At 38.5% G+C, this 24,960-nt stretch carries 15 protein-coding genes; all 15 read right to left on the reverse strand.

What is annotated here, in order from left to right:
* Window positions 1-92: 92 nt before the first annotated feature.
* The 15 genes from ACTQXY_RS07295 to codY all read right to left on the reverse strand — a co-directional run bounded on the left by ACTQXY_RS07295 (window position 93) and on the right by codY (window position 24,801).
* Window positions 93-737 (reverse strand): peptidoglycan recognition protein family protein, encoded by a 645-nt coding sequence (locus tag ACTQXY_RS07295; RefSeq protein WP_044986654.1) that lies wholly within the window; start codon window positions 735-737, stop codon window positions 93-95.
* A 129-nt stretch (window positions 738-866) separates the two neighbouring features.
* On the reverse strand, window positions 867-3,071 hold the full coding sequence (locus tag ACTQXY_RS07300; RefSeq protein WP_441658948.1) for an alpha-galactosidase: 2,205 nt from the start codon (window positions 3,069-3,071) through the stop codon (window positions 867-869).
* On the reverse strand, window positions 3,055-4,791 hold the full coding sequence (locus ACTQXY_RS07305; RefSeq protein ID WP_441658949.1) for a histidine kinase: 1,737 nt from the start codon (window positions 4,789-4,791) through the stop codon (window positions 3,055-3,057). Before ACTQXY_RS07305 ends, ACTQXY_RS07300 begins: the two co-directional genes overlap by 17 nt.
* Window positions 4,792-4,818: 27 nt before the next feature.
* Entirely contained in the window at window positions 4,819-6,348 is a 1,530-nt protein-coding gene (locus ACTQXY_RS07310) for a response regulator (protein ID WP_441658950.1), read from the reverse strand.
* 77 nt (window positions 6,349-6,425) lie between these two features.
* Entirely contained in the window at window positions 6,426-9,443 is a 3,018-nt protein-coding gene (locus tag ACTQXY_RS07315) for a beta-galactosidase, LacZ type (protein ID WP_441658951.1), read from the reverse strand.
* A gap of 28 nt (window positions 9,444-9,471) precedes the next feature.
* Window positions 9,472-10,311: a carbohydrate ABC transporter permease gene (locus tag ACTQXY_RS07320; RefSeq protein ID WP_004611376.1), complete on the reverse strand. Its 840-nt coding sequence runs from the start codon at window positions 10,309-10,311 to the stop codon at window positions 9,472-9,474.
* Window positions 10,304-11,194 carry a carbohydrate ABC transporter permease gene (locus ACTQXY_RS07325; protein ID WP_004611377.1) on the reverse strand — a complete coding sequence of 297 codons (891 nt, stop codon included), beginning with the start codon at window positions 11,192-11,194 and terminating at the stop codon, window positions 10,304-10,306. Before ACTQXY_RS07325 ends, ACTQXY_RS07320 begins: the two co-directional genes overlap by 8 nt.
* Before the next feature lie 60 nt (window positions 11,195-11,254).
* Window positions 11,255-12,553 (reverse strand): extracellular solute-binding protein, encoded by a 1,299-nt coding sequence (locus tag ACTQXY_RS07330; RefSeq protein WP_441658952.1) that lies wholly within the window; start codon window positions 12,551-12,553, stop codon window positions 11,255-11,257.
* A 166-nt stretch (window positions 12,554-12,719) separates the two neighbouring features.
* Window positions 12,720-19,157: a glycoside hydrolase gene (locus tag ACTQXY_RS07335; RefSeq protein ID WP_441658953.1), complete on the reverse strand. Its 6,438-nt coding sequence runs from the start codon at window positions 19,155-19,157 to the stop codon at window positions 12,720-12,722.
* 229 nt (window positions 19,158-19,386) lie between these two features.
* The gene (gene guaB, locus ACTQXY_RS07340) at window positions 19,387-20,841 is read right to left on the reverse strand and encodes an IMP dehydrogenase (RefSeq protein ID WP_004611383.1); all 1,455 of its coding nucleotides are present in this window, start codon (window positions 20,839-20,841) and stop codon (window positions 19,387-19,389) included.
* 141 nt (window positions 20,842-20,982) lie between these two features.
* A complete protein-coding gene (locus ACTQXY_RS07345) occupies window positions 20,983-21,471 on the reverse strand; it encodes a DUF6106 family protein (RefSeq protein ID WP_441658954.1) in 489 nt (162 codons plus the stop codon).
* 142 nt (window positions 21,472-21,613) lie between these two features.
* A complete protein-coding gene (gene groL / locus ACTQXY_RS07350) occupies window positions 21,614-23,236 on the reverse strand; it encodes a chaperonin GroEL (protein ID WP_412364227.1) in 1,623 nt (540 codons plus the stop codon).
* A gap of 27 nt (window positions 23,237-23,263) precedes the next feature.
* Window positions 23,264-23,548 carry a co-chaperone GroES gene (locus ACTQXY_RS07355; RefSeq protein WP_004611386.1) on the reverse strand — a complete coding sequence of 95 codons (285 nt, stop codon included), beginning with the start codon at window positions 23,546-23,548 and terminating at the stop codon, window positions 23,264-23,266.
* Window positions 23,549-23,632: 84 nt separating this feature from the next.
* Complete coding sequence (locus ACTQXY_RS07360) at window positions 23,633-23,962, reverse strand: hypothetical protein (RefSeq protein ID WP_441658955.1); 330 nt, start codon at window positions 23,960-23,962, stop codon at window positions 23,633-23,635.
* Between the two features lie 56 nt (window positions 23,963-24,018).
* Window positions 24,019-24,801: a GTP-sensing pleiotropic transcriptional regulator CodY gene (gene codY, locus ACTQXY_RS07365; protein WP_412364224.1), complete on the reverse strand. Its 783-nt coding sequence runs from the start codon at window positions 24,799-24,801 to the stop codon at window positions 24,019-24,021.
* Window positions 24,802-24,960 lie beyond the last annotated feature (159 nt).

Below are 24,960 nucleotides of genomic sequence, written 5' to 3' on the forward strand. Positions count from 1 at the left end.
AATTTCTCTCTATAATCTATAGATAAAAACTATTATCTTTGCTAATAAGTAAGTTAACCGCACATGATAAAAAGAGTCCGAGTTAGACTCTTTTACATTTTAGCCAATACAATTTTTACATCTTCCCGAAACTTTTCCCATGCCGCTTCATCTTCTACAAAATATTTCGGACAAATCTTGCCGGTAATATCATAATGACGAATTACATCTTTTTCGGTCAAATCAAATTTTTTACATAACCATGCTGTCAGCTGTACCATAGATTTGTAGGTTGCCTGTGTATATTTTCCATCTTCATTCGGATGACATGTCTCAATAGAAACCGTGTCAGGATTCCTGTCATTGGATGCGTATGCTTCCTCCCACGTCGGAATACACTGCACAATCTCTCCATCTAATCCTACAATAAAATGGCTGCTTGCCTTCGTTATGTGACTGTCTTTTAAGCCTTCAAAATAATTTCGATTCTGCATAGCAGTCGATCCGGGATTCGCCGTATAATGAATTACAATTCCATTGATTCGCTCTGTCTTTGTCCCCGGTCTGGAATATTCATTTACCGTTAAAAGTTGCACATCGATATCCGGCTTAGCAGCATCTATATCTGCACCTGTAATTTCCATATATCCATTACCCAATGGTCCAATATGAAACACTTTCATTCCCCCAAGCACAACCGTAAGCAAAATCAGACAGGCCGCGCCAACTCGTGTATAGAGTTGGATTCGCCGTTTCATTCTGTTCTTACTTCTCCCTTTTTTTCTTCTGTGATTTGCTGTCATACTACAACCCCCGTATATCAAAATATGATATATGATTCTAACATATTTTTCTACGGATTATTTCAAAATTTGCTTAGTTTTTTCTTAATTACTTTTTTCCAAACGTTCAAAGTAAAGCTGCACGGCCTCATACTCTTGAATATTTCTCGGCATTGGCAATCCACCATACATCAATGCGGCTCCGGTATAAATTTTCCCATTTTCTTTGTCTTGATAGAATGCTTCCTCCTCCAAATTTCGCAAATACAAATAATACACTTTTTCATTCGCATGCTTTTTCGTCAGCACATAATTTACAAGCACCTCTGATTTATCTTCACTTGTAAATTGCCATGCTGTATACGTATGGTTTTCATAAGGATTTGACAAACGGTCGTATATTCCGTCATGAATCAGGCTTTGGTATTTTTTATAAGCTTCTATTTGATATCGAATCTCTTCTTTGTCTTTTTCGCACAACTGGTTCACATCTAATTCATACCCAAAACTTCCAGCCATTGCGACAACTGCTCTTGTATACATCGGTGTGTTTCTTCCTGTCTGATGATTTGGACAAACCGACACATGAGATCCGACTGTGCTAATCGGATAAGCGAAAGAAGTCCCGTATTGTATAGATAACCGCTCAATTGCATCTGTGTTATCACTACACCATATCTGAGGTGTATAATAGAGCATCCCGGCGTCAAATCTCCCGCCTCCTCCGGAACACCCTTCAAACAGAATATCCGGATATCGCTGAATCAGCTTTTCCAACAATTCATACAATCCGAGTACATAGCGGTGGTAAATTTCTCCCTGTCTGTCTTTCGGAAAATATGCAGACCACACATCACTCAGATTCCGGTTCATATCCCACTTCACATACTCTATATTTGCAGAATCTAACACCTCACACATAGCTTGAAACAGATATTCTCTCACATCCGCTCTCGCCATATCCAAGATCAATTCATAACGGCTTCTGTTTGGTTTTCGGTTTAAAATGGCAAGACACCAGTCCGGATGTGCCCGATATAGCTCACTATCCTCCGAAACAGCTTCCGGCTCGAACCAAATTCCGAACTTCATACCCATCTGATTAATACGTTCTACCAGCTTTCCAAGCCCGCCTTTTATCTTCTTTTCATTCACAAACCAGTCTCCCAGTCCAGAGGTGTCATCTTCCCTCTTTCCAAACCATCCATCATCCATAACGAACATTTCTACGCCAAGTTCTTTTGCCTCCTTTGCAATTTGAAATAGCTTTTCTTCATCAAATTGGAAATAGGTAGCCTCCCAGTTATTGATTAAAATCGGGCGTCTCGAAAGTTTATATTTTCCTCTGCATAGATGATTCCTATATGCCTTGTGAAATGTATTAGAAAGTTTTGAAAACCCTTCTCCACTATAACTCATTACCACTTCCGGAGCATCGAACACCTCTCCCTGTTTTAATTGATAAGAAAACTGCGTAGGATGAATTCCCATAACCATACGTGTCTGTTCAATTTGATCCACTTCTACCTCAGCAAGGAAATTGCCGCTATACACAAACGACATCGCATAACAATCCCCTGTCGTTTCTGTTGCATTTTTACTGCATAAAATCACAAACGGATTGTGCTGATGGCTGGATGTCCCACGCACACTTCCAATGGACTGCATTCCATGCCTTATTGGAAGACGTTCCAGTTCCCGCTCCATCGCATGTTTTCCATGAAAGTGTACCATATCAAACTCTTTGTGGTAAAACTCCAAACATGCTGATGCCACCTTTTCCAATATAATAGTCTCTGTTCCCTCATTGATTACAGTGACAGCTCTTGTAATGATGTCTAACTCATGAAACACGCCATAATACAATATGACCGCAACATTTGTTGTGAAATCTTTAAGCTTAATTTCTAATGTATCCGCTTCCTCTTCTTTCGCATACATTGCAGGAAGCCCGCAAATACTATATTTTCCCTTGTAAATCTTATGCGATTCATAACGAAGGTCAGCACCATATCCTCCATTCCCATCTATGATACGCAATGACTCTGTCCGATAGTCACCTGTTCCATATGTGGAATACTCCTGAAGCAGTGTATCCATCGAAAATTCCCGGCGATTACCCGCATCTGGTATTTGTCCAGAAAATCCTCTATCGTACATCCGCACTAAATAAGACATATCACACTTACCGACCCGCTTTCCATAGTATAGATGTTGTAATACTCCATAATCTCCTATCATAATTTGATATGCAGTATTTTTACTCTCTAATGTAAATATATTTTTTTCTTTATCAAATTGAATTGCCATGTTCTTTTTCCTTTCTCGGCAACAAAATTGTAATTGTTGTCCCTTTATCTTTTTCACTAACAATATTGATTCCGTAATCCATACCATAAATCAATTTAATACGATCATCTACATTGTTAATTCCAATCCCTGTAAAATGTTCACTTTTTTTATCTTTTTTATTATTCAAAGTATATAACTGCTCTGCATCCATTCCTACACCGTTATCCTCAATGTCAAATCTCAGATATTTCTTTTCTTCTTTTATAAAAACGGAAATTTCCCCCTCCATTCCTTCTGGAAATGCATGAAAAAATGCATTCTCTACGAAAGGCTGCAAAATCAACTTTGGAACGAGATATTCTTTACATTTGTCCACTACATAAAATTCGACTCCGACTGCATCTCCATATCTCGTCTGATTAATCAAAACATAATTTTTCAAGTTTGCCACTTCTTGTTCTACTGTCACAAATTCATCCGTATTACTTATCGTATTGCGAAGCAAGGAAATAAAGGCATCGATGACTGCGGTCGATTTTTTCACATCCCCCTGCCATGTCAACCACTTTATACTTGCCAATGTATTATACATATAATGTGGATTAATCTGCATCTGCAATGCGTGAATTTCCGCGTTTCGTTTTTCTTCCTGAATTTTCATGCGTTCTTCTATATATTGATTGATTCGCTCCAGCATCGTATTATAAGCTTTCGAAAGTTCTTGAATTTCTTCTGTTCCTTCCACATCTACATATTCCTGCATATTTCCTTCCTGCACAAGCCTCATCTTATCTGCCAGTTTTGATAATGGTCTCGTCTGTTGTTTAATAAAAATAAATACAAACAGTCCTATCAAAACCGTAATGCCAAGCGTGAGAAGTATATTGCTTTTCAGATGATACTGCTGTATGAATGCAAAATCCGGATCTATAACGCCGACCATCCGAAAGTTTGTACCTTGAAGTTTCTGCGTCAAATACATCTTTCCCAGACTCTTCCCTTCACCGTCGACTTGATCCAAAATCATCTCCAATTCCTTTTTGCCTTCACCGTTTAAATATTCTCGCTCATTTGAAGAGATCACCTTTTCATCCTGATTCAAGATAATAATATCACTTGTATCCGATGTAAAATAATCGTACATTTTTTGAAACTCAGATTCTTTGATCGATATAAATATAATTCCATCGCAAACATCCTTCTCACTGTAATTCAGACTCTTTGCCATCACCAAAACCGGCACATTTTTTTGATCGTCGGTGTATCCTTTTTCTTCATACTCACAAATCAGCTTTCCTGGATTGCTCATCGCCTTTTTCGCCACTTCACTTTGCAAAATTGCCTCCGCTGAGATATCTTTTCTGGCATTATTCAAAATATAATTTTTCCCGTTCATTCCCATCAGCATTACACCAAGCTCACTGTGCTCATCTACTTTTGTCTCTTTCATATGTTTCTGCATATAATATATCGTTTTCATCTCTTCTTCATCTGTCTGATTCTGTGTCGTTAGATATTCCCGAACCGCCCAGCTCATATTTGCTTTCGAGGTAATCTCAATCACATCCGAAAAAAACTTATAAAATTCTTTGTCAATCTGCTTGAAAATTTTTCGCTGTGATTCTGAAAAATTATTTACAAATACCTTTTTGGAAATAAATAAATTCAATGTACTAAGAGCCACCGAAAGACAAGTGATTCCCACAATCACGGTGCATAAAATTTTTACAAATAACATATTTATGTGAATTTTCCTCTTCATGTGTTACTCCTTTTTCATCTGTCTTTTATAAGAGCTCGGTGTATTTCCAATCATTTTTTTGAATACTCGGCAAAAATAACTATGGTCCGAATATCCGATTGCAGCACTGATTTGTGATATACTCATATCTCCCTTTCGCAACAATTCACACGCCTTCTCAATTCTGATTTTATTCAAATATCCGCTGAATCCTTCTTTTGTATGTTTGTTGAAATACGAAGACAGATAATGATAATTAAAGTTAAAATTTTCTGCAATTTCCGAAAGTTCCAGTTGCTCCTGATAATGCTCTTTAATATACTTTTTTATTTTCGAAATTTTAACATCTTCTGCCTCTAGCTGATAAACTCGCAACGCTTCCAATTTTTCTATAATATCTTGAAACACCTGCACAAATTCTTCGATATAGTGTGTATTGTCAATCCAGTTAAAATATTGTTGCCGCAATTGCTCGCTTTCCACTTCATACCGCTCGATTTCCATCAGATAATTGTATAATAAATTCTTGGTCAAATTTTTCAAGCGGTACTCCTCTACCTGTCGCTCTTTCAAATAAAACACATATTTTTTGAGCATCGCAATTGCATCTGCAAATCGACTATGAAGTAACAGTTCTGAATAATCCGCAAAGGGAAACCGTTGTTCTTTTTCCAAAACTTGTGGCATCTCTAATACAAGCAGTGATTTTTCCTTAAAATAAAACTGCCTGTTTACCATATCTTTGATTTCTTTCTGATAACAGTCCTTTATGTTCTTCATACCGGCAAAACTTTTTCCCACCACAAAAAATACATTTCCATACATTTTCGCCATCTTATCGACACAGCTTTCAATATCCGCCAATACAAGCTTTTCATCTTTGACACGAAAGTTAAAGATACAACAGAATACCTCTTCCTCTAAAAAAACATGGCAATGCACATACTCTTTCTTACTCTGAAAAAAATCGAAAATACTTTCCTGCACAGATGCTATCTTATCTTTTTGATTTCCACACACTTTTTTCAAATTGATCCCCAAAAGTCGATACAGTGTATGCGGAAAATACTCCACAAACAATGCTTCATCTAACTTTTCTTGATAACCACATAAAAACCGTTCCATCTGGCTTTGAACGGAATCAATTTCTTTTCGCTCAAGTTCCATTCCCGGAATTTTTCCAGCCACTTTTTTCAAAGTTGAAAGCAAAATTTCCGGATTTAATGTCGGTTTTAAAATATAATCCACTACCCCATTTAGAAATGTAGCCTTCACATATTCAAATTTATCGTAACTACTCAATATCACAAGCTGCATTTCCGGAAAACGTTTATTTAAAATTTCTGAAAATTCAATTCCATCAAGCACAGGCATCACGATATCTGTGAGTACAATATTCGGTTTTGTCTTTTCAATCACTTCCAAGCCTTCCTGCCCGTTGGAAGCTTCACCGACAATTTGGAATCCTTCCTTTTCCCAATCCAGCATGTGCTTCATTCCCTGACGCATAATAAATTCATCATCAATAATTACCACTTTACAATATTCTGCCATCCTTACACCTCAATCTATAGTCTAAGGACGAAGAATCTTTGACCCTTCGCCCTTTTACCCAACTATATCTTATTATATCACAATTTACTGACATGGAAAGCAATTTCCAAATTTTTATCCGATGGTATCCGATACTGTTCGTGCACCGGTGCACCCCAGCTGTCATCTCCTCCAACACCCATCTGTTTTGCAAGAATTCGAACCCATGTATAATGTATTTTCGGTAATTCTTCCTGATGTAATGCATTCTCAAGTTCGTACGCGCTATATGGAAGGACGCTGCTCTCAAATGGAATCTCTTCACATGTAAATTGAAGACCCCTGCCATACTCATCTGTCACTTTCAGCCATCTTGTTCCTACACGATTTCCACACTCCTGAGGAATCAGATAATTCGACAAATTTTCTTCTGCTGTACCCTCAAAAATGCCAAGTCTTGCACCTTCCATTCGGTCGACATAATTTTCCTCCGGACCATATCCATAATATTCAAAATTATGATATCTCTCTTTGAGTTTGAAATCCATTCCGAATGCCGGTATTTCAGGAAGACCTTCTGTCCCTTTGTACAACAAGTGTACATGCACAACACCGTCACCTGACATCACATAGGAAATTGTACTGTATGCTTTTGGAATCGTCGGCAGTTCATACTCAAACGTAATCCGAACCTGTTCTTCCAATTCCTCCACTTTCACATCAATGACTTTTTGATACAAACCGGCAGTCAGCCACATACTGCAGTCAAATCCCTGTTTTGCCCCACGGTCATTGTTGGTACATGCTCTCCAATAACTCGTCTTCGGCGCCCGTGTAATATACTCTGTTCCATCATACTGAAGTGATGCAAGACCCCCCTCACTTTTTGAGAACATTGCCAGAAAGCCTTCACCCTTCACTCCAATATTGACATCGCCATAAATCACCTGCATCTTTTTTGTCGTTTGTTCTTCCTCTTCCGTAATCTTCTTGATAAATTGTCCGAAACAGATCTCATGTCCTGCATCTGCCCAAATCGTGTCCTCCGTCAATTCCATTGTCACTTCATAAGTGTACTCTCCAGGCTCTTCTATATTTGGATAATCCAATTTCACATACTGTTCTTCTTGCGCCTGTACAATTACGTTTCGCATACTTTCAAAGATAGGATAACCATCTAGCATCATACGATAGACAAGTGTATAAGCTTCTGTGGAAATAAATAAATTCTCATTTTTTATAAGCACTCCATTTTCGTCCGGAGTCAATTTCACATTCGCATAGAGCTGCTTTACTTCCTGTGCTTTCGGAGAGATTTTTCGATCTGCATATACGATTCCATTTGTACAGAATTCATAGTCTGTTGCTCTGTCATCATAATCTCCACCATAAGCAAATACTTCCTCACCTTGCTCATTCTTGCGAAGCATCGACTGATCGATATAGTCCCAAATAAATCCGCCTTGATACAATTCATATTTTGACTCTAAATCCGTATATAATTTCATGCCACCGCAAGAATTTCCCATTGCATGCATATATTCACAACTGATATATGGTTTTTTCGGATCATTACTTAGAAACGCTTCTATCTCCGCAGGCTTTGCATACATACGACTTTCCATATCGCTAATATGATCAAATTCACGATTCCAGAATACACCCTCATAATGAACTAATCTTGTGTCATCTTTTTCATGGAAATAGTCTGACATCGCCTCAATGCAAGTACCCGCATAAGATTCATTTCCACAAGACCAAATTAAAACAGATGGATGATTTTTATCTCTTTCAAACATCGATTTCGCCCGATCCAAAACTGCCTCTTTCCACTCCGGTCTGCTTCCGGGAACATTCCAAGAAGGTTCACACTCACCCATCTTCTGCCATGAACCGTGGGATTCCAAGTTTGTCTCATCGATGAGATAAATTCCGTAAATGTCGCACAGACGATACCAAAGACTCTCATTTGGATAATGCGAAGTACGAACTGCATTGATATTGTGCTGTTTCATAAACTCAATATCCCAAAGCATATCTTCTTTCTTAATAGAACGACCTCTTCGCACATTAAATTCATGCCGGTTCACACCTTTAAATACAATTCGTTTTCCATTGATATGCATTACTTTGTCAATCATCTCAAATGTTCGGAATCCAACCAATTCCGGAACTGCTTCGATCAGATTTCCTTTCTGATTTTCCACATACAGATATAATTGATACAAATATGGGTCTTCTGCACTCCATGCATGTACATTTTCAACTTCTCCGCTAATTTCACATATAGAGTTTCCCTTTATATTTTTTTCAAAAACAATCTTTTCTTCTGCATTTAGAAGCACTGCTTTTACTGCACAATCTGTATGTCCCGAAATTTTTAATTTGAGATATAATTTCCCGTTTTTGTAAGAATTGTCCAGTGTGCTTTTTACAGATAAATCTTCAATATGTGTTTTTGGAACTGCATACAAATACACATCGCGGAAAATTCCGGAAAATCTCCAAAAATCCTGATCCTCCAGCCAGCTTGCGCTGCTCCGTTTGTAAACTTCAACGGCCAGTTTATTTTCACCGTCCTGAAGATACGGGGTAAGCTCAAACTCCGCAGGTGTAAAACTGTCCTCACTGTATCCAATAAACACTCCGTTCAGCCATACATAAAAAGCTGTCTCTACACCTTGGAAGGAAACAAATACCGGTTTATCCTGTAAATTTTTTTCAAGTACAAAGTATTTTACATAACTTCCCACCGGGTTATATTCTTTCGATACCATCGGCGGACGCAGATACTCTGTTCCATCCCATGGATACATCGTGTTGATATATTGGCATCGGTCATATCCTTGCGTCTGAATATGTCCCGGTACTTCAATCGAATCAAACATTCTGCAATCAAAGTCTTTCTTATAAAAATCTTTCACTCTCACAGTCGGATTTTTCGCATAGCTAAAATACCATGTTCCATTCAAAGACTGGCGAAGAGGCATGTCAGCCCCTAACACCATCTCTTCTGTATTTTCATAATAAACATGATCTGAATGTGCTTCTTTTCTATTTACAGCAAACACTTCTGGGTCTTCCAACCATGTAAGTCTTGGTTCACTCACCAACATATCTCTTTCTCCTTTATTTCTTCTATATTTATCCTTTTACCGAACCTGTCATACCTGCAACAAACTGCTTCTGCATCACAAAGAAAATCAACGCTGTCGGAAGTGTTGCAATGACAACCGCAGTCATCATCATACCATAATCCGGTGTATAAGAGGACCCCATTGCCGAAAGTACAAGTGGCAGAGTTCTCTTTTCTGGTGACTGCAATGCAATCAACGGCCATAAATAATTGTTCCAGCTTGTCATAAATGTTACAACAATCGCTGCCGCATATGTTGATTTCATCGTTGGCATAAAGATTTTAATAAAAATTTTCACTTCTGACAAGCCATCTATTCTTGCTGCTTCAATCAGTTCCTTTGGAAATGTCTGTGCATTTTGTTTGAAAAAGAAAATCAAAAAGGCTGTGGCAATTGCGATAATAATAACAGCCATTGGTGTATTCAACGCAATTACTTTCAGCGGTCCCATGTTAGAGAATTTACTGAACAACCGGAACAGAGGAACCATCAATGCTGCAAACGGAACCATCATAGACAGAAAGATAAAATTGAATACCCTTTCTCTAGCTTTTGTTTTGTACACAACAAATGCATATCCCGCCGCTGATGACACAACCATCGCAAGCGCTGTTGTAACTATCGCAATTATAATTGAGTTTTTAAATGCATTTACATACTGAAGATCTGACGCCAACAATGTTTTCAGATTCTCGAAAAAATATGTTCCCGGAATCATTGTTCCTTTTGTAACTTCTACCGACTTGTTTGTTGCCGCCACAATCATCCAAAAGAACGGGAACACCGAAATAAACGATACAATCGACAAAAAAACATATCGAAATACATTTAACACTTTTTTACGCATCTTTTCCTTCACCTACCTTCTTCTGAATAAATGATAAGACAACTATCAATACCACGACAACATAGGAAACTGCTGCTGCATATCCAAAATCTGGTGAATATTTAAACAAGAGATTGTAAATATACTGCGAAATCGTGATTGTCGCATTTGCCGGTCCTCCCTGGGTAATATTCATCGTTTCATCGAACAGCTGAAGCGTACCAATTGTAGAATTTATTGTCGTAAAAAGAATAATTGGTTTCAGCAACGGCAATGTCATATATCTGAATTTTTGGAATGCATTTGCACCGTCAATATTTGCTGCCTCATAAATCGAATCGTCAATGCTCTGTAATCCTGACAGATAAAACACCATATTATAACCTGTCCAGCGCCATGTAATCGCAATAATGATCAATATCTTCGCCCAAATCGGATGTGTAATCCATGAAATCGGTTCTGAAATCACATGCAGATTCATCAGTAAAGAGTTAATGAAACCATCCGTTGCAAATAAACTTTTAAAAATAATAGAATATGCTACTAATGATGTCACACATGGTAAAAAGATTGCTGTACGAAATACTCCTCTGAATTTCAGTTTCTTATCATTCAGCATGGACGAAATGACCAATGCCAATAAAATCATAATCGGCACTTGGATAACCAAGAACAATACTGTATTTATCAATGCTTTTTTAAATGTTGTATCTGTCAATAATCTCTTATAATTTGTCAACCCATCAAAAGTTAAATTGTTGCCGACACCTGTCTGAAATGATGTGATAAATGCCTGTATCATAGGATAAAATACAAATGTCACAATCAAAACTAAGCTCGGAATGATAAATAACCATCCTATACGATTCAACTTTGGGTTCAAACCATTTGTTTTTCTTCTCATGATTTGCCTCCTCAAAAAATGAGGGACGAGATCTTTCTCGTTCTCGCCCCGTGACTGTTCCTATTTCGCAACTGCCGCCTCTACTTGTTTCTGATAATCAGATAATACTTTATCTACATCTGTACCTGCAAGAATCTGTTGTAATGCCTCTGTCATCATGTCTTCAATTGCATATGTATTTTGTCCGTAGTTAACTGTTGGAACTTCATTCTGCCATTCTGCAAAATCAGCAAATACTTCCTGTCCTCCGTAGAATTCTACGCCTTTGCTATAGTTTTCTACTGTTTGAGCTGCTTTTAGTGTACTTACAAGATTAATATCTACCGCTAACTGGTTCATCAATTCTGTATTAGAAGCGAATGTCTCTTTCAAAAAGTCTTTTGCAAGATCTTCATGTCCTACATTTTTCAGGACATACCATCCACCACCACCGATAGAAGATGCATTTACGGATTCTGCAACGTTTGTCATTTTTGGAAATTCTGCCACTCCCCATTTTCCACCTTGGTCTTCTGCCTTTAAAATAGATGGTGAAATCCAGCATCCTGTAGGAACTGTTGCAACCTCTCCATTGTTGAATGCACCAACGAACTGATCCCAATCAGCTACCTGTTTTGAAATTCCTGAATCTACTATTTCTTTATAGATTGCAAATGCCTCTTTCAAAGCTTCGTTATCTTTGATATCAACATTACCGTCTTCATCTGTATACCATGAGCCAGCACTCTGAAGCATCATGCGGATCTGTCCAATATCACTTGGATCCAATGTCAACATATGTTTTCCTGTTTTTTCTTTCACCGCTTTTCCGATTTCAATATATTTATCCCATGTGAGATTCTGCATATCTTCTGCTGTATATCCCGCTTCTTCAATTAAGTCTGTGCGATAGAATACAGCTGCTACACCACTATCAAATGGAATACCATACATTTTTCCATCTACCTGATTCACACCAGTTTTATAAGAAGCGAAATCATCTGGACTTGCAATATCACTTAAGTCTGCGAATTCATCCTGATATGCTGTTAAATATCCCTGAATTCTGTAATCTTCGATCAACACAATATCCGGAAGACCCTCATACGAACCTGACGACAAGCTTGTATTCAATTTTGCTACTATATCATCTTGAGCCATTGTTACAACTTCTACTTCTACATCCGAATGATCTTTTGTATAAATCTCTTTTGCCTCGTTTGCCGCTTTAATATTAAAAGCTTCATCCCATGCCCATATTGTCAATTTCTTATCATCTTTTTTGCTCTCTTTTTTTCCTTCATTTGAGCTTCCGCATGCTGCAAGGCTAAAAGTCATTACTCCTGCCAATGCTATAGCCACTACTTTTTTTAGTTTCATAATTTCTTCCTCCTTCATATATCCTGAACTGATTTGATAATAAGACTTTATCACATATGAACATTTTACTAATAGGATTATTTTCATTCGTATTTTCACTTTTTTTATTCTTCAAAAGACTGAATAGAATTATTTTTCGATTCTTGCACTTTTTTCTGTAATATTTTTAGTTTTTAGATCTTTTTCTTTTGACAAAAAGAATTGTTGCTGCCACCATAGCAACTAACCATCCAGCTATCGGCATTCTATCCCCTGTTCTTGCTGACTCTGATTTCTCGTTCGGATTTGGATTTTCTACGACTTTCTTTTTCTGTAGTCCATCAAATGCTGCACGAAGCATCTTTTCTGCCTCTTTTACATCTGTATCAGATACATTTTTGTTTTCAAATACAGTCTCAGCTTTTGCTAATGCTGTGCGGAAAGTTGCTGCTGTCTCTTCTGTGTACTTGGCAAGATCAATTCCTTGAGCTTCCTTGAGCAACTCTTCTAGTTTGCTCTTATCCGGAATCTCTCTAAGACCAAAAATCGCCTGAAGAAGTACATCATATGCTGTATTCACCTGCTCCTGTGCTGCTTGTGGATCATCGTATACTGCCTGCGCCGAGTCTCTTGCCGCCGCAAACGCATCCGCAGTCACTTTCGTATACTGATCGATTTTGTCCACATATTTCTGTGAATCTTCCAGTAAATCTTTTAATTTTGTCTTATCAGCCAAAACAATATCTTCCAGTCCGCCTATTGCTTTCAACAAGGCTTCTGTTGCCGCGTCAATCTCTTCCTGAAGTACGTTTCCATCTTCAATGAGTTCTTCTGCCTTAGCAATTGCATCTTTTAATACCTGTACAGATTCCGGTGTTTTCCCTTCGGTATTGGTTGTTTTTGCTAGTTCTAAGGCTAACCCTAAGTCATCTGTATTTCCTGTAAATCCTAACAGATGCACATTTACAAGAAGCGCCTCGTAAGCCATATCCACTGCCGCCTGTTCTGCTTTTTCATCTGCCATCACTGCTTTTGCATCTGCGAGTGTTTTCTCAAACAGTGTCTTCACAACATCCACAACATCTTCATATGCCTCGCTCTCTTTTTGGCTCTCCGCATATGCGATGAGTGATTCCAGATTTGTTTTGTCTACTGATGGTTCCGGCTCGGCCTCTTCACCTAACAGTGCAATCCAACTCAATACCGGATCCGAATTTCCCTTCTTGCTAACTGTTACTTTCACAGTGCCTTCTGTCTCAACTATAAACTTCTGGTTGATCTGCAAATCAGAACTATCATTCTGCAACGTAAATGCCTGTTCTTCAAGCACTGTGTCTCCCATAGAAATTGTCATCTTCATTTGACGTGTCGTATTCCACCATTCCTGGAATCCGGCTGACACCGTATATTCTCCCGGTTTTACATCAAATGCATATTCGATATTTTTGTTAGCCGCTGCCCACCATCCTGTCTCAATATAGTTTCTTCCTTCATGGATACCTAAGTCAAAGTTCTCGCCGTTTTCCTGCTTTGTAATACCTGTATAACCTGCATGGTTTTCAGATGTATATTTTTGATCCGGCTTGTTATTTTGCAACTTGTTGCCAAGCACTTCTTTTGCGTAATCATAGTAGACTGACTCTTCTGCCGCACTGTCAAAGAAATATTTTATCTTCTCATCTACCACATGAATCTCGTGTGTAAATGTTCTGTCTTTCTCTGTCAATGTTCCCGTCACCGTCACAGTTCCGAGTTTGTCCTCGTCATATGCTCCGACATTCCATGTCACCGGTGTTTTTTCATCCTCTGCTCCATAAGAGATTGTCACTTCAGATGGAAGTAATTCTCCGATTTCTGCGATGGAGGATACTGTTTTTGGAAGTTCTGTTTTTACTTCGAAGAGTCCTTTGCCCTCTAACTCTTCCAATGTCCAATTTTCATATCTTCGAAGAGCTATCTTATTGTCTGGCTGGAATTCAATCGGAAGCCATACATATCTAGATTCACTTAAGTCTCCTGCATTCCAGCGGTCACCCATGTAAATATATTTTCCATTTTCAGGATCTACCGGAATAACACAAGTACTTTGTGTATCATAAGTTGTTCCGCTTCCCCAGTCTGTACAAGGATCTCCCATGGCTTCAAAAGGTCCCATCGGGCTGTCTCCTACAAAATACTGCGCTGGATTCGGGCTCCATCCTGTACAGCCAGAATTAATAATATAATATTTGTCACGATATTTGAACATCGCCGGCGCTTCTCTCGACCAACCTGCAAAGTTCCTTGTATAGTCCACACCTTCCACTGATTCCTCCGGAGATACCGCAAGTGCTGTATACTCTTCATTCAGTTTAGATATATATGTTGTTTCATTTCCTTCTGATGAATAGATAACATATGCCTGACCATCATCATCTTTGAAGAGATTCATGTCACGGACAGATCCTCTTCCTTCCCATCCGTCATATCCGTAATTTGGATTTTCACTCTTGTCGTAATCTAATTTGTAGCTTCCTAACAGTTTAAACGGTCCTGTCGGGCTGTCTCCGATTGCAACACCTGCTTTAGCTTTTCCATAATCAGCGTCACTTCCCGGATATCTTCCGTCTGCATGGAACCAAATTACATATTTATCCGTTTTCTCATTGTAGAGCATCTTCGGACGTTCCATAACACAATTGTTTTTATCAAGATCAACGAATACTTCTTCTTTTTGTTCCTGTGTTTCATTTCCATATAGTTCTTTAAAATACGGATCTGACTCAAATTGCTCCATGGATTCCATCGTCTTTAAGACAACACCTTCGTCTTTCCAATTGTATAAGTCTTCAGAGCTGTACATATGGATTCCGCCGCATGGACGATAATCATTCGTCTTGTCTTCTCCGATCCAATACCATTTTGTTACACCGTCAACCGTAAGTTTCTGAATCTGGCCTCCGTGTGCCTGAATTTGATTTCCGTTTGTATCGTACATTGTCTCACCGGCAATACCTGTAAATGATGTATAATTCGGAATAACCGGTTCTGTGTCTTTCACGGCACGCACCTTGATATAGTTGAGAATCGGATCTTGTTTTGTCGATGTTCTTCTCGGCGCTTTTACAAGCACATTCAATTCACCATCTGTTACTTTTGTTGTAAATGTTCTGCTTACCCAACTATTTTGCTCTAATGAAATATCAGTTGCCACTGTAGATCCTTCAAGCATCACATTGACAACACGTTTATCCCAATTCGGAAGTTTAAATGCAACTGTAACTTCATAAGTGTCTTCTTCCATTCCTTCCATTGTATCAGGTACTTCGAAAGAATATCCGAGGGTACTCTTATCTTTATCAAATGTCACATTTTCTGACATATAGATAAAGCTGTCTCCGATATCTGTTGCATTTGCCTGATACTTCTCTGCCTTTGAAAATTCATTCTCAGGATTCAAGCCCCATGTTGTCTCCTTTTCTTTATCTTCACCGTATGGCTGATCAAAAGAAGACTGTAAAAGTCCCATTCTCTCACTTTCCGGATTTGGAAGAACCGATACATCAGGAGTACCGCAATTTACAGTATAAAGTACATAATCATTCGCCTCGATTTCTTGCTGAGTAAGTTCAATTCCAGTATCAGCCTCAAGTGCGTCCAGAGCTGTCTGAATTTTATCTGTCGCTTCTTCAATCAGTTTCTGTGTTGCCTCTGCTTTATAGAGAAGTGGGTGTCCTTCCTCTACTGTCTGGTCTAATACTTTTAATTTTTCCACAGAATACTGACTTCTGTCTATCTGTGCCGCTTGTGCCAAAACACCTTTCAAAGCTTCCGTATCTAATACTTTCTGAATTTTAATAAAAGAAAGTACCGGATCCAAATCACCATTTTTTGCAATTTCAAATGTGACGTCTCCTGCCGTTTCACAAGTAATTTCGTATTCGGCATCATTCCACCAGTTACCACCATTCCATGTATTTGTTGTACCTAGTTCTGTTTTTGTTTCTCCCTGTACCATAGAAACTTTCATTGGACGGCTTGAGTTATAATCTTTCCACCATTCTTTAAATCCAAATTCTACTTTGTAACTACCTTTTTCTAATGGAATTGTATACTGAATGGACTGTCCTTCTTTTGCCCACCATCCTGTCTCATAAGCGTCTTTTAAATTTGATTCGTCCGTATCGTGTGCACCATAAGTTTCCACATAGCCCCAAGCATCTTTTTCATATGCCTGATCCGGAACTTCATTTAACAAATCTGCATATGCATCTACTGATGCGTATGCCGGAGATTTCGGACTGTTACAGTCGATATAGTATGCCATATGCTCTGGAACAATTTTCACATCTACTGTTCCTTTTTTATCTGTTCCTTCCACAGAACCTGTAAGTTTCACGTCAGATGTAAAGTCCTGTCCTTCCACATCCCATACAACTGCTTTTTCTGTTATATTTCCTTGATTGGATACCACCTTTACCTTATCCGGAAGAATCGGTTTCACACCGCTTACTGTAAATACAGTTCCCGATGATTCCACACCTTCTGCCTGTTCGATAAATTCTCCGTGAATCACTTTTGCATGATTGATTTCCAGCAGCTTTTCTTCATGTCCTTCTGCCTTTGAAATCATAACTGTGTGCTTTGCATTTTCCAATTTTCCTGTGTAATAAATGAGTGCATCTCCATCTTTTCCGTTCCCGGAAAGATCTACTTCTTTCGCCTCACCGCCATCTACAGAAACTAATACTTTTCCTGCTTCAGAACCCTTTGTTCCATAAATTGCAGCCTGCTCTCCTTCGAAAGTAAATGTGACAGATGTTCCTGCGCTTGTTGTATATTTTCCACCGCCAAATTCATCTGCTGATTCTCCCCATGAACCTTCATATGTAAACTTGTTTCTATCAGATGTCCAGTCTTCTTCCGGTTTTACAACATCTGCCCCCACGATATTTGCATAGTTTTCCATACTGCACAGTGCACTTCCGTCTTCTGCCTGAATCACATAAGTTGTCACAGAATTTTTTGGAAGTGTGATATCTAATACGCCGTCTGTTACATCTTGTGTCTCAACTTTTTCACAGCTTTTTGCATCAGATGTTTGATAAACTTCTGCTGTTGCCGGTCCATTTAAATCGGATAAATCTACTGTTGTTGTTCTGTCATTTCCAAAATTCTGAGCTACAATGACAATCTCGTCTCCATCTGGCGAAACTGCAGCACACATATTTCCATCTGCAATATCAATCATCGTATATCCGGCTTTTAAATATTTACTATACTGCATCATTGTATAGAACTGTTTAGTCACTGCCCAGTATCCTTCGCCCGGAACGCCGTCTTTTCGATTTCCGTTTTCATCTACAAGGTTTGTGTGATAATCCGGAACCGGCTGTCCGTCTTTTTCAAATACAGCATGCAGCAATCCCCAGTTAGAATTTGTCTGCAAACATTCATATTCGCTGTCCGCCACAAGCCATGCAATCCACGCTGTCGGCTGCATATATTTTAAGTCTGCCATAATGCCTTCACTTTGCGATTTTGCATTTACTGCATCCATGCTGTCATGAGATCCTTCCCAATGAGCTCCTCCTCCTTTGGTAACCTCTGACATCCACAAATCTTTATCATACGATTTTGCTGTGTGTAAAAGAGTCTTTCTCTCACTGTCATTTCCACCATATGTATGAGCGCCAATTGTTGTCATATTCTCTTTCACGTCGTCTTCCAACTTATAGAAAGAGTTGTTTGCATTCCAGAGTGCTGTTTCGTCTGTTCCTGTAATCTGCACATTATCTAGTCCCTCTTCATCTAGTGCAGTCTGCATCTGCCGGAACATCTCAGATTGTGCTTTTCCCGGTGCAAATGTACATCCTTCCTGTTTCGTACTTCCGGCTGCCCAATAGCTTGTATCCGGCTCATTCATTGGTTCTACATATGTTACGCCAGTTCCATATTTTTCTTCTAGATTATTGTCAATCCACTTTGTTGCTCTTGCCATATATGTCGCAAAATCATCATAGCATTCCTCTTTCAGATTGTTTTCTGCATTCCACCCACCGGTAGATGTACCTGACTTTGTCATATAATACGGTGGAGAATTAGAAAATACTTCATTGATGATATCCTTTTCATCTTTACGGTACTCATTTGCCTGTTCCATCATCCAAATTTGTCCCGCATCGCTCATCTCTTCCGTATTTTTATTATAAAATGTCTCTGCATCAAATGTTCCTGTTCCATCTTTCTTACCAGTCATGTCTTCTGTCCATCCTGGAACAATTCCTTCACATCGTTTGATACTTGTATCTTCTTTATCTCCGCCTCCTACATTGTATCTTACAATATTCAGATTGAGATATTCCGGTGAAAATGCTAACTCCGCAATCTCCTCTCTGTCAGGAGTGCCATTATTATTGTAATCAGCATCTCCCCATGAACCGATAATGTTGCCCCACCAGCAAAGAGAAGTTCCCCACCCTTTTAAAGTCTGATAATGAACCTCTGGATTCAATTTGATATCCCCTGCGCTCACCTTTGCGTCCTGCTTAGACTCTTCTGCATAGACAACTGGATTTACAAGTGATACACACATTGAAAGTACTGTTGCTCCGGCTATCAATTGATACCTTTTTTTTCTTTTCATATCCTCTTTTCCTCCTAATTTTATTCTGATACGATAAACGTATCACAAAATCAAAATTTGCTATTAGGATTTTTTTGAGGTATATTATCATCTTTTTTATTTCTTCTTTTCAGGTATGAACTTTTTTTAGGATTTTGTACTTTTTTTGTAAAATGAAGCAAATTTCTATGCTCGGCACACATAAAAAATAGATTGCGCTAATACGCAATCTATTTTTTACATAATTCTTTTATTCATCTACACTATAGTTTGGTGCTTCTTTTGTAATATGAATATCATGTGGATGACTTTCTTTCAAAGAAGCTGCAGAAATTTTTACAAATCTTCCTTCTTCTTTCAAATCTTCAATCGTAGGCGTTCCACAATAACCCATACCAGAGCGAAGACCTCCCATAAGCTGGAACACAGTATCTTCTACTGTTCCTTTGTATGCGACACGACCTTCTACTCCTTCCGGAACCAGTTTCTTTGCATCTGTCTGGAAATAGCGGTCTTTACTTCCGTTCTCCATCGCTGCAATAGATCCCATACCACGGTACACTTTATATTTTCTTCCTTGGAATAATTCGAATGTTCCAGGGCTTTCATCACATCCCGCAAAAATGCTTCCCATCATACATACATTGGCACCTGCTGCTATCGCCTTTGTCATATCACCTGAATATTTGATACCACCATCTGCGATGATTGGAATTCCAGCTTCTTTTGCTGCCTCATAGCAGTCCATGATTGCTGAAATCTGTGGCACACCGATACCTGCAACAACACGTGTTGTACAGATGGATCCAGGTCCGATACCAACCTTCACCGCATCTACTCCAGCTTCAATCAAAGCTCTTGCTGCCTCTCCTGTTGCCACATTACCTGCAATCACCTGAAGATCCGGATATTTTTCTTTTACCATCTTCACTGTTCTGATTACATTCGCAGAGTGTCCATGTGCTGAGTCCATAACAACAACATCCACATGAGCCTTTACAAGCGCATCCACACGTTCTACGCAGTTTGCTGTAATTCCAACTGCCGCACCACATAACAGACGTCCTTGTTCATCTTTTGCTGACAATGGGTATTTGATCTGCTTTTCAATATCTTTGATTGTAATAAGACCTTTTAAGTTAAAATCTTTATCTACGATCGGTAATTTTTCTTTTCTTGCTTTTGCGAGGATTTTCTTTGCTTCTTCCAAAGTGATGCCTTCCGGTGCAGTAATCAATCCTTCCGAAGTCATTGATTCTTTGATTTTCTTTGTAAAATCTTCTTCAAACTTTAAATCACGGTTCGTAATAATACCAACTAATTTTTTCCCTTCTGTGATAGGTACACCTGAAATACGGAATTTCCCCATCAAATCATCTGCATCCTGCAGCGTATGCTCTGGTGATAGCGAAAATGGATCTGTAATAACACCATTTTCTGAACGTTTTACCTTGTCGACTTCTTCTGCCTGCTGTTCAATCGACATATTTTTATGGATAATACCAATACCTCCCTGACGAGCCATCGCAATTGCCATACGGTGTTCTGTTACAGTATCCATGCCTGCGCTCATCATCGGAATGTTTAATCTGATTTTTTTAGTTAAATTAGTTGATAAATCTACTTGGTTTGGAATTACCTCTGAATATGCAGGTACTAACAGTACATCATCAAATGTAATACCTTCTCCAATAATTTTTCCCATGATCTTTCATCCTCTCTTTCTCTTTTTGGTCTGATTATTGTATAATAATACACTAATAAGGAATACTTATAAATATCCCCTTATACAAACGTTTTTTATAAGGTAGTGTTATATTACAAAAAAGATTTGTTTCTGTCAAGACTAAATAAACACTTTTCTTGGCGCAAGCATTTTCATACCTTCCAAAATCGTTTTATTTGGCTCAAAAATAATTTTCACAGTCTGTCCCTGAGAGGTTGTCACCATCTCATATGTTCTCGCGCCTTCCACTCCGGAACTAAAATCATATGTCTTTGTTCTCTGATACTGCTGCAGTTCAATAGAGCCTGTAGGCGCAAGTACTTCCATGTCTCTTACATTTGTCTCAAACACTCGTTTTCTTTTTTGTTTTGCCATGATCTTGTCAATATCAAGATCTCCGTTGACATACAAATATTCAAATTCCAGATCAAAGCGCTTGAATAAGACGATATCCAAAACAACCATTATAACCGGAAGAATCATCGCCATCGGAAACAGCAGTACAAGAAAAAACGACAGCACTGTAACTGCTATCAATGCTATCTTTGCTATCACAGATGATGCCTTTGTTTTTTGTTTTACTAATTGTTCTGTATAATAATCACTCATACTAACCTCCACTTATAAATTCATATTATTGCTATTGTAACACAACTTCAACATACTCTACAAGCTTTCTTATAATTAAATTATCATAAAATCAGAAGGCGGAACTGTCTCACAGCTCCGCCTTCTGATTTTATAGTGTTGATTACATCATACCCATTCCTGGTGCGCCTGCCGGCATAGCCGGTGCATCTTCTTTGATATTTGCAACCACTGATTCTGTTGTCAACAATGTAGACGCAACACTTGTTGCATTCTGCAATGCACTTCTTGTCACTTTCGCCGGATCAAGGATTCCTGCTTTCACCATATCTACATACTCTTCGTTATATGCATCAAATCCAATTCCAGGTTCTTGTTCTCTTACTTTGTTGATAATTACAGAACCTTCCAAACCTGCGTTTGCTGAAATGTGGAACAGTGGTGCTTCCAAAGCTTTCAGGATGATTTTCACACCTGTTTTTTCATCACCTTCCAGTTCATCTGCAAGTTTTGAAACTTGTTTTGCTGCATGGATATAAGCAGATCCGCCCCCTGCAACAATACCTTCTTCCACTGCTGCTCTCGCTGCGGAAAGTGCATCTTCCATGCGAAGTTTTGCTTCTTTCATCTCAGTCTCTGTCGCTGCACCGACACGGATAACAGCTACACCACCTGCAAGTTTCGCAAGTCTTTCCTGTAATTTTTCTTTATCAAATTCAGATGTTGTCTCTTCAATTTGCGCTTTAATCTGTGCAACACGACCATTGATTGCATCTTTGTCACCCATACCATCTACAATGACTGTGTTTTCTTTCTGCACTTTTACAGATTTTGCGCGTCCTAACTGATCAAGTGTCGTCTCCTTTAAGTCCAATCCAAGTTCTTCTGAAATCACCTGTCCGCCTGTTAAGATTGCAATATCTTCCAACATTGCTTTTCTTCTGTCGCCATATCCAGGTGCCTTTACTGCAACTACGTTGAATGTTCCACGTAATTTGTTTACGATCAATGTTGTAAGTGCCTCTCCTTCAATGTCTTCTGCAATGATAAGAAGTCTTGCTCCTGACTGTACAATCTGCTCTAACAGTGGCAATAAATCCTGAATGTTAGAAATCTTTTTATCTGTGATCAGAATGTATGGATCTTCTAAGTTTGCTTCCATTTTTTCCATATCTGTAGCCATATATGCTGAAATATATCCACGGTCAAACTGCATACCTTCTACCAGATCCAATTCTGTCTTCATTGTCTTAGATTCTTCGATTGTAATTACACCATCATTGGATACTTTTTCCATTGCATCTGCTACCATTTCTCCAACTTCTACATCTCCTGCTGAAATTGCCGCAACATTTGCGATTCTCTCTTTACTTTCCACTTTACTGCTCATAGATGCAATTGCTTCAACCGCTGCATCAGTTGCTTTTTTCATACCTTTACGAAGCACGATTGGATTTGCACCTGCTGCAAGATTCTTGATCCCCTCATGAACCATAGCCTGTGCCAAAACTGTTGCTGTTGTTGTTCCATCTCCAGCAACATCATTTGTTTTTGCTGCAACTTCTCTGATTAACTGCGCACCCATGTTTTCAAATGCATCTTCCAACTCGATTTCTTTTGCGATTGTCACACCATCATTTGTAATAAGCGGTGCCCCAAAAGATTTGTCAAGTACAACATTTCTTCCTTTTGGTCCTAATGTTACTCTTACTGTATTTGCCAATTGATTTACACCAGCTTCCAAAGCACTTCTGGCTTCTGCTCCATATTTAATCTCTTTTGCCATGATTATTTGCCTCCTACTATCTTTCTATTATTTAATAACAGCTAAAATATCACTTTGTTTTACAACAATATATTCTTCTCCATCTAATTCTACATCTGTTCCGGAATATTTTGAATAGATAACCTGATCTCCTTCTGATACGAGCATTGTCACTTCTTTTCCATCAACCATTCCACCTGGTCCTACTGCAACAACTTCAGCCTGCTGAGGTCTTTCTTTTGTCTGTCCCGGCAATACGATTCCGGATTTGGTTGTCTCCTCTGCTTCTAATTGTTTTAATACGACTCTGTCTCCCAATGGTACTAATTTCATATCAAACTGCCTCCTTCATACTATGTTATCAGTTTATTAGCACTCGCTCTATTCGAGTGCTAATCTCGCTTTAATTATAAAATATCACTCCACTTCTGGTTTGTCAACAGACTTTATACTATTTTTATAAAATCCATTTTCTATTTGAAATTCTAAAATTTTTCCCTGCTCATTGTAATATCTCTCTTGAATTCTCCCCTCACAAACATGCCAGGCTCTACCTGTCTCTATCCGAAATTCATATACTGCATCTAATAAGATGTCCTCAAGTGAGTCTTCTTCTAATAATAAATATACGCGTTCCTCCTCTGCGTGATACGCTAAAATTTTACATTGAAATACTTTTGATTCCAATATTCCTCCTACAAGAATCATCCTTTTCATTTCTAGCTCTGCTTTTTTTCCTTCGTACATATTTCCTCTCCTTGTATAATTCAAGGGAGTCAGAACTCTGACCCCCTTTTTTATTGCTATTTCATTTTTTTCTTTTTGATTGCATCTAACTCTTCAAAAATATAATCATTTACCACTTTAATATATGTTCCCTTCATACCAGATGAACGCGATTCTATTACTCCGGCACTTTCGAATTTCCGAAGCGCATTCACGATAACAGATCGTGTAATCCCAACCCTGTCTGCAATCTTGCTCGCCACAAGAATTCCTTCTGTTCCTTCCAGTTCATCAAAAATATGAATGATTGCTTCCAATTCTGAAAAGGAAAGTGTGCTGATCGCCGACTGTACAATCTGCTCTTTTCGAATCTCTTCCGCACTCTCTTCATTGACAGAACGAAGCATCTCCAAGCCTACAACTGTGGTTCCGTATTCACTCAGAATAATATCATCAATCTCGTAGAGTTCATCTTTTTTATAAATGAACAACGTTCCAAGTCTTTCTCCCGCAATATCGATTGGTGTCACGATTGCCTGATATCCTTTGACAACCTCTGGTGAAAATCCAAGTGTCTGAAGATTCACATTTTCTTTGGTTGACAAAATACTGAGCAATCTCTCATTGAGCATCTCATCGATGTGGCTTCCAACTTGATTATCAATCAGCTCATGTATTATTTCCACATCTTTCCACTGACCACTTCCAAGCACTTTTCCTTTTTTGCTCACCACTAATACATTCGATGCGAGAATCTCATTTAATATCTCACAGATATCGTTGAAAACGACTTTACTTGAATTGTTATTGTGCAATAGTCTGTTAATTTTTCTAGTCTTATCCAATAATTGTACACTCATATCTTCGCCTCCATTATGTGAACACTTGATTTTACGAACTATTTACTTACTCAAACTTCCCACACCAATAAGGTGTGATTAACCTTGAAAATTCAATATTTCAGCCAATTAAAAAGGCATAAATACGTTCCTTTGGTATAATGGAATTGTCGAAAAACC

It is taken from the genome of Faecalimonas sp. LCP19S3_D12, from assembly GCF_052121495.1.
Lineage (GTDB): Bacteria > Bacillota > Clostridia > Lachnospirales > Lachnospiraceae > Faecalimonas.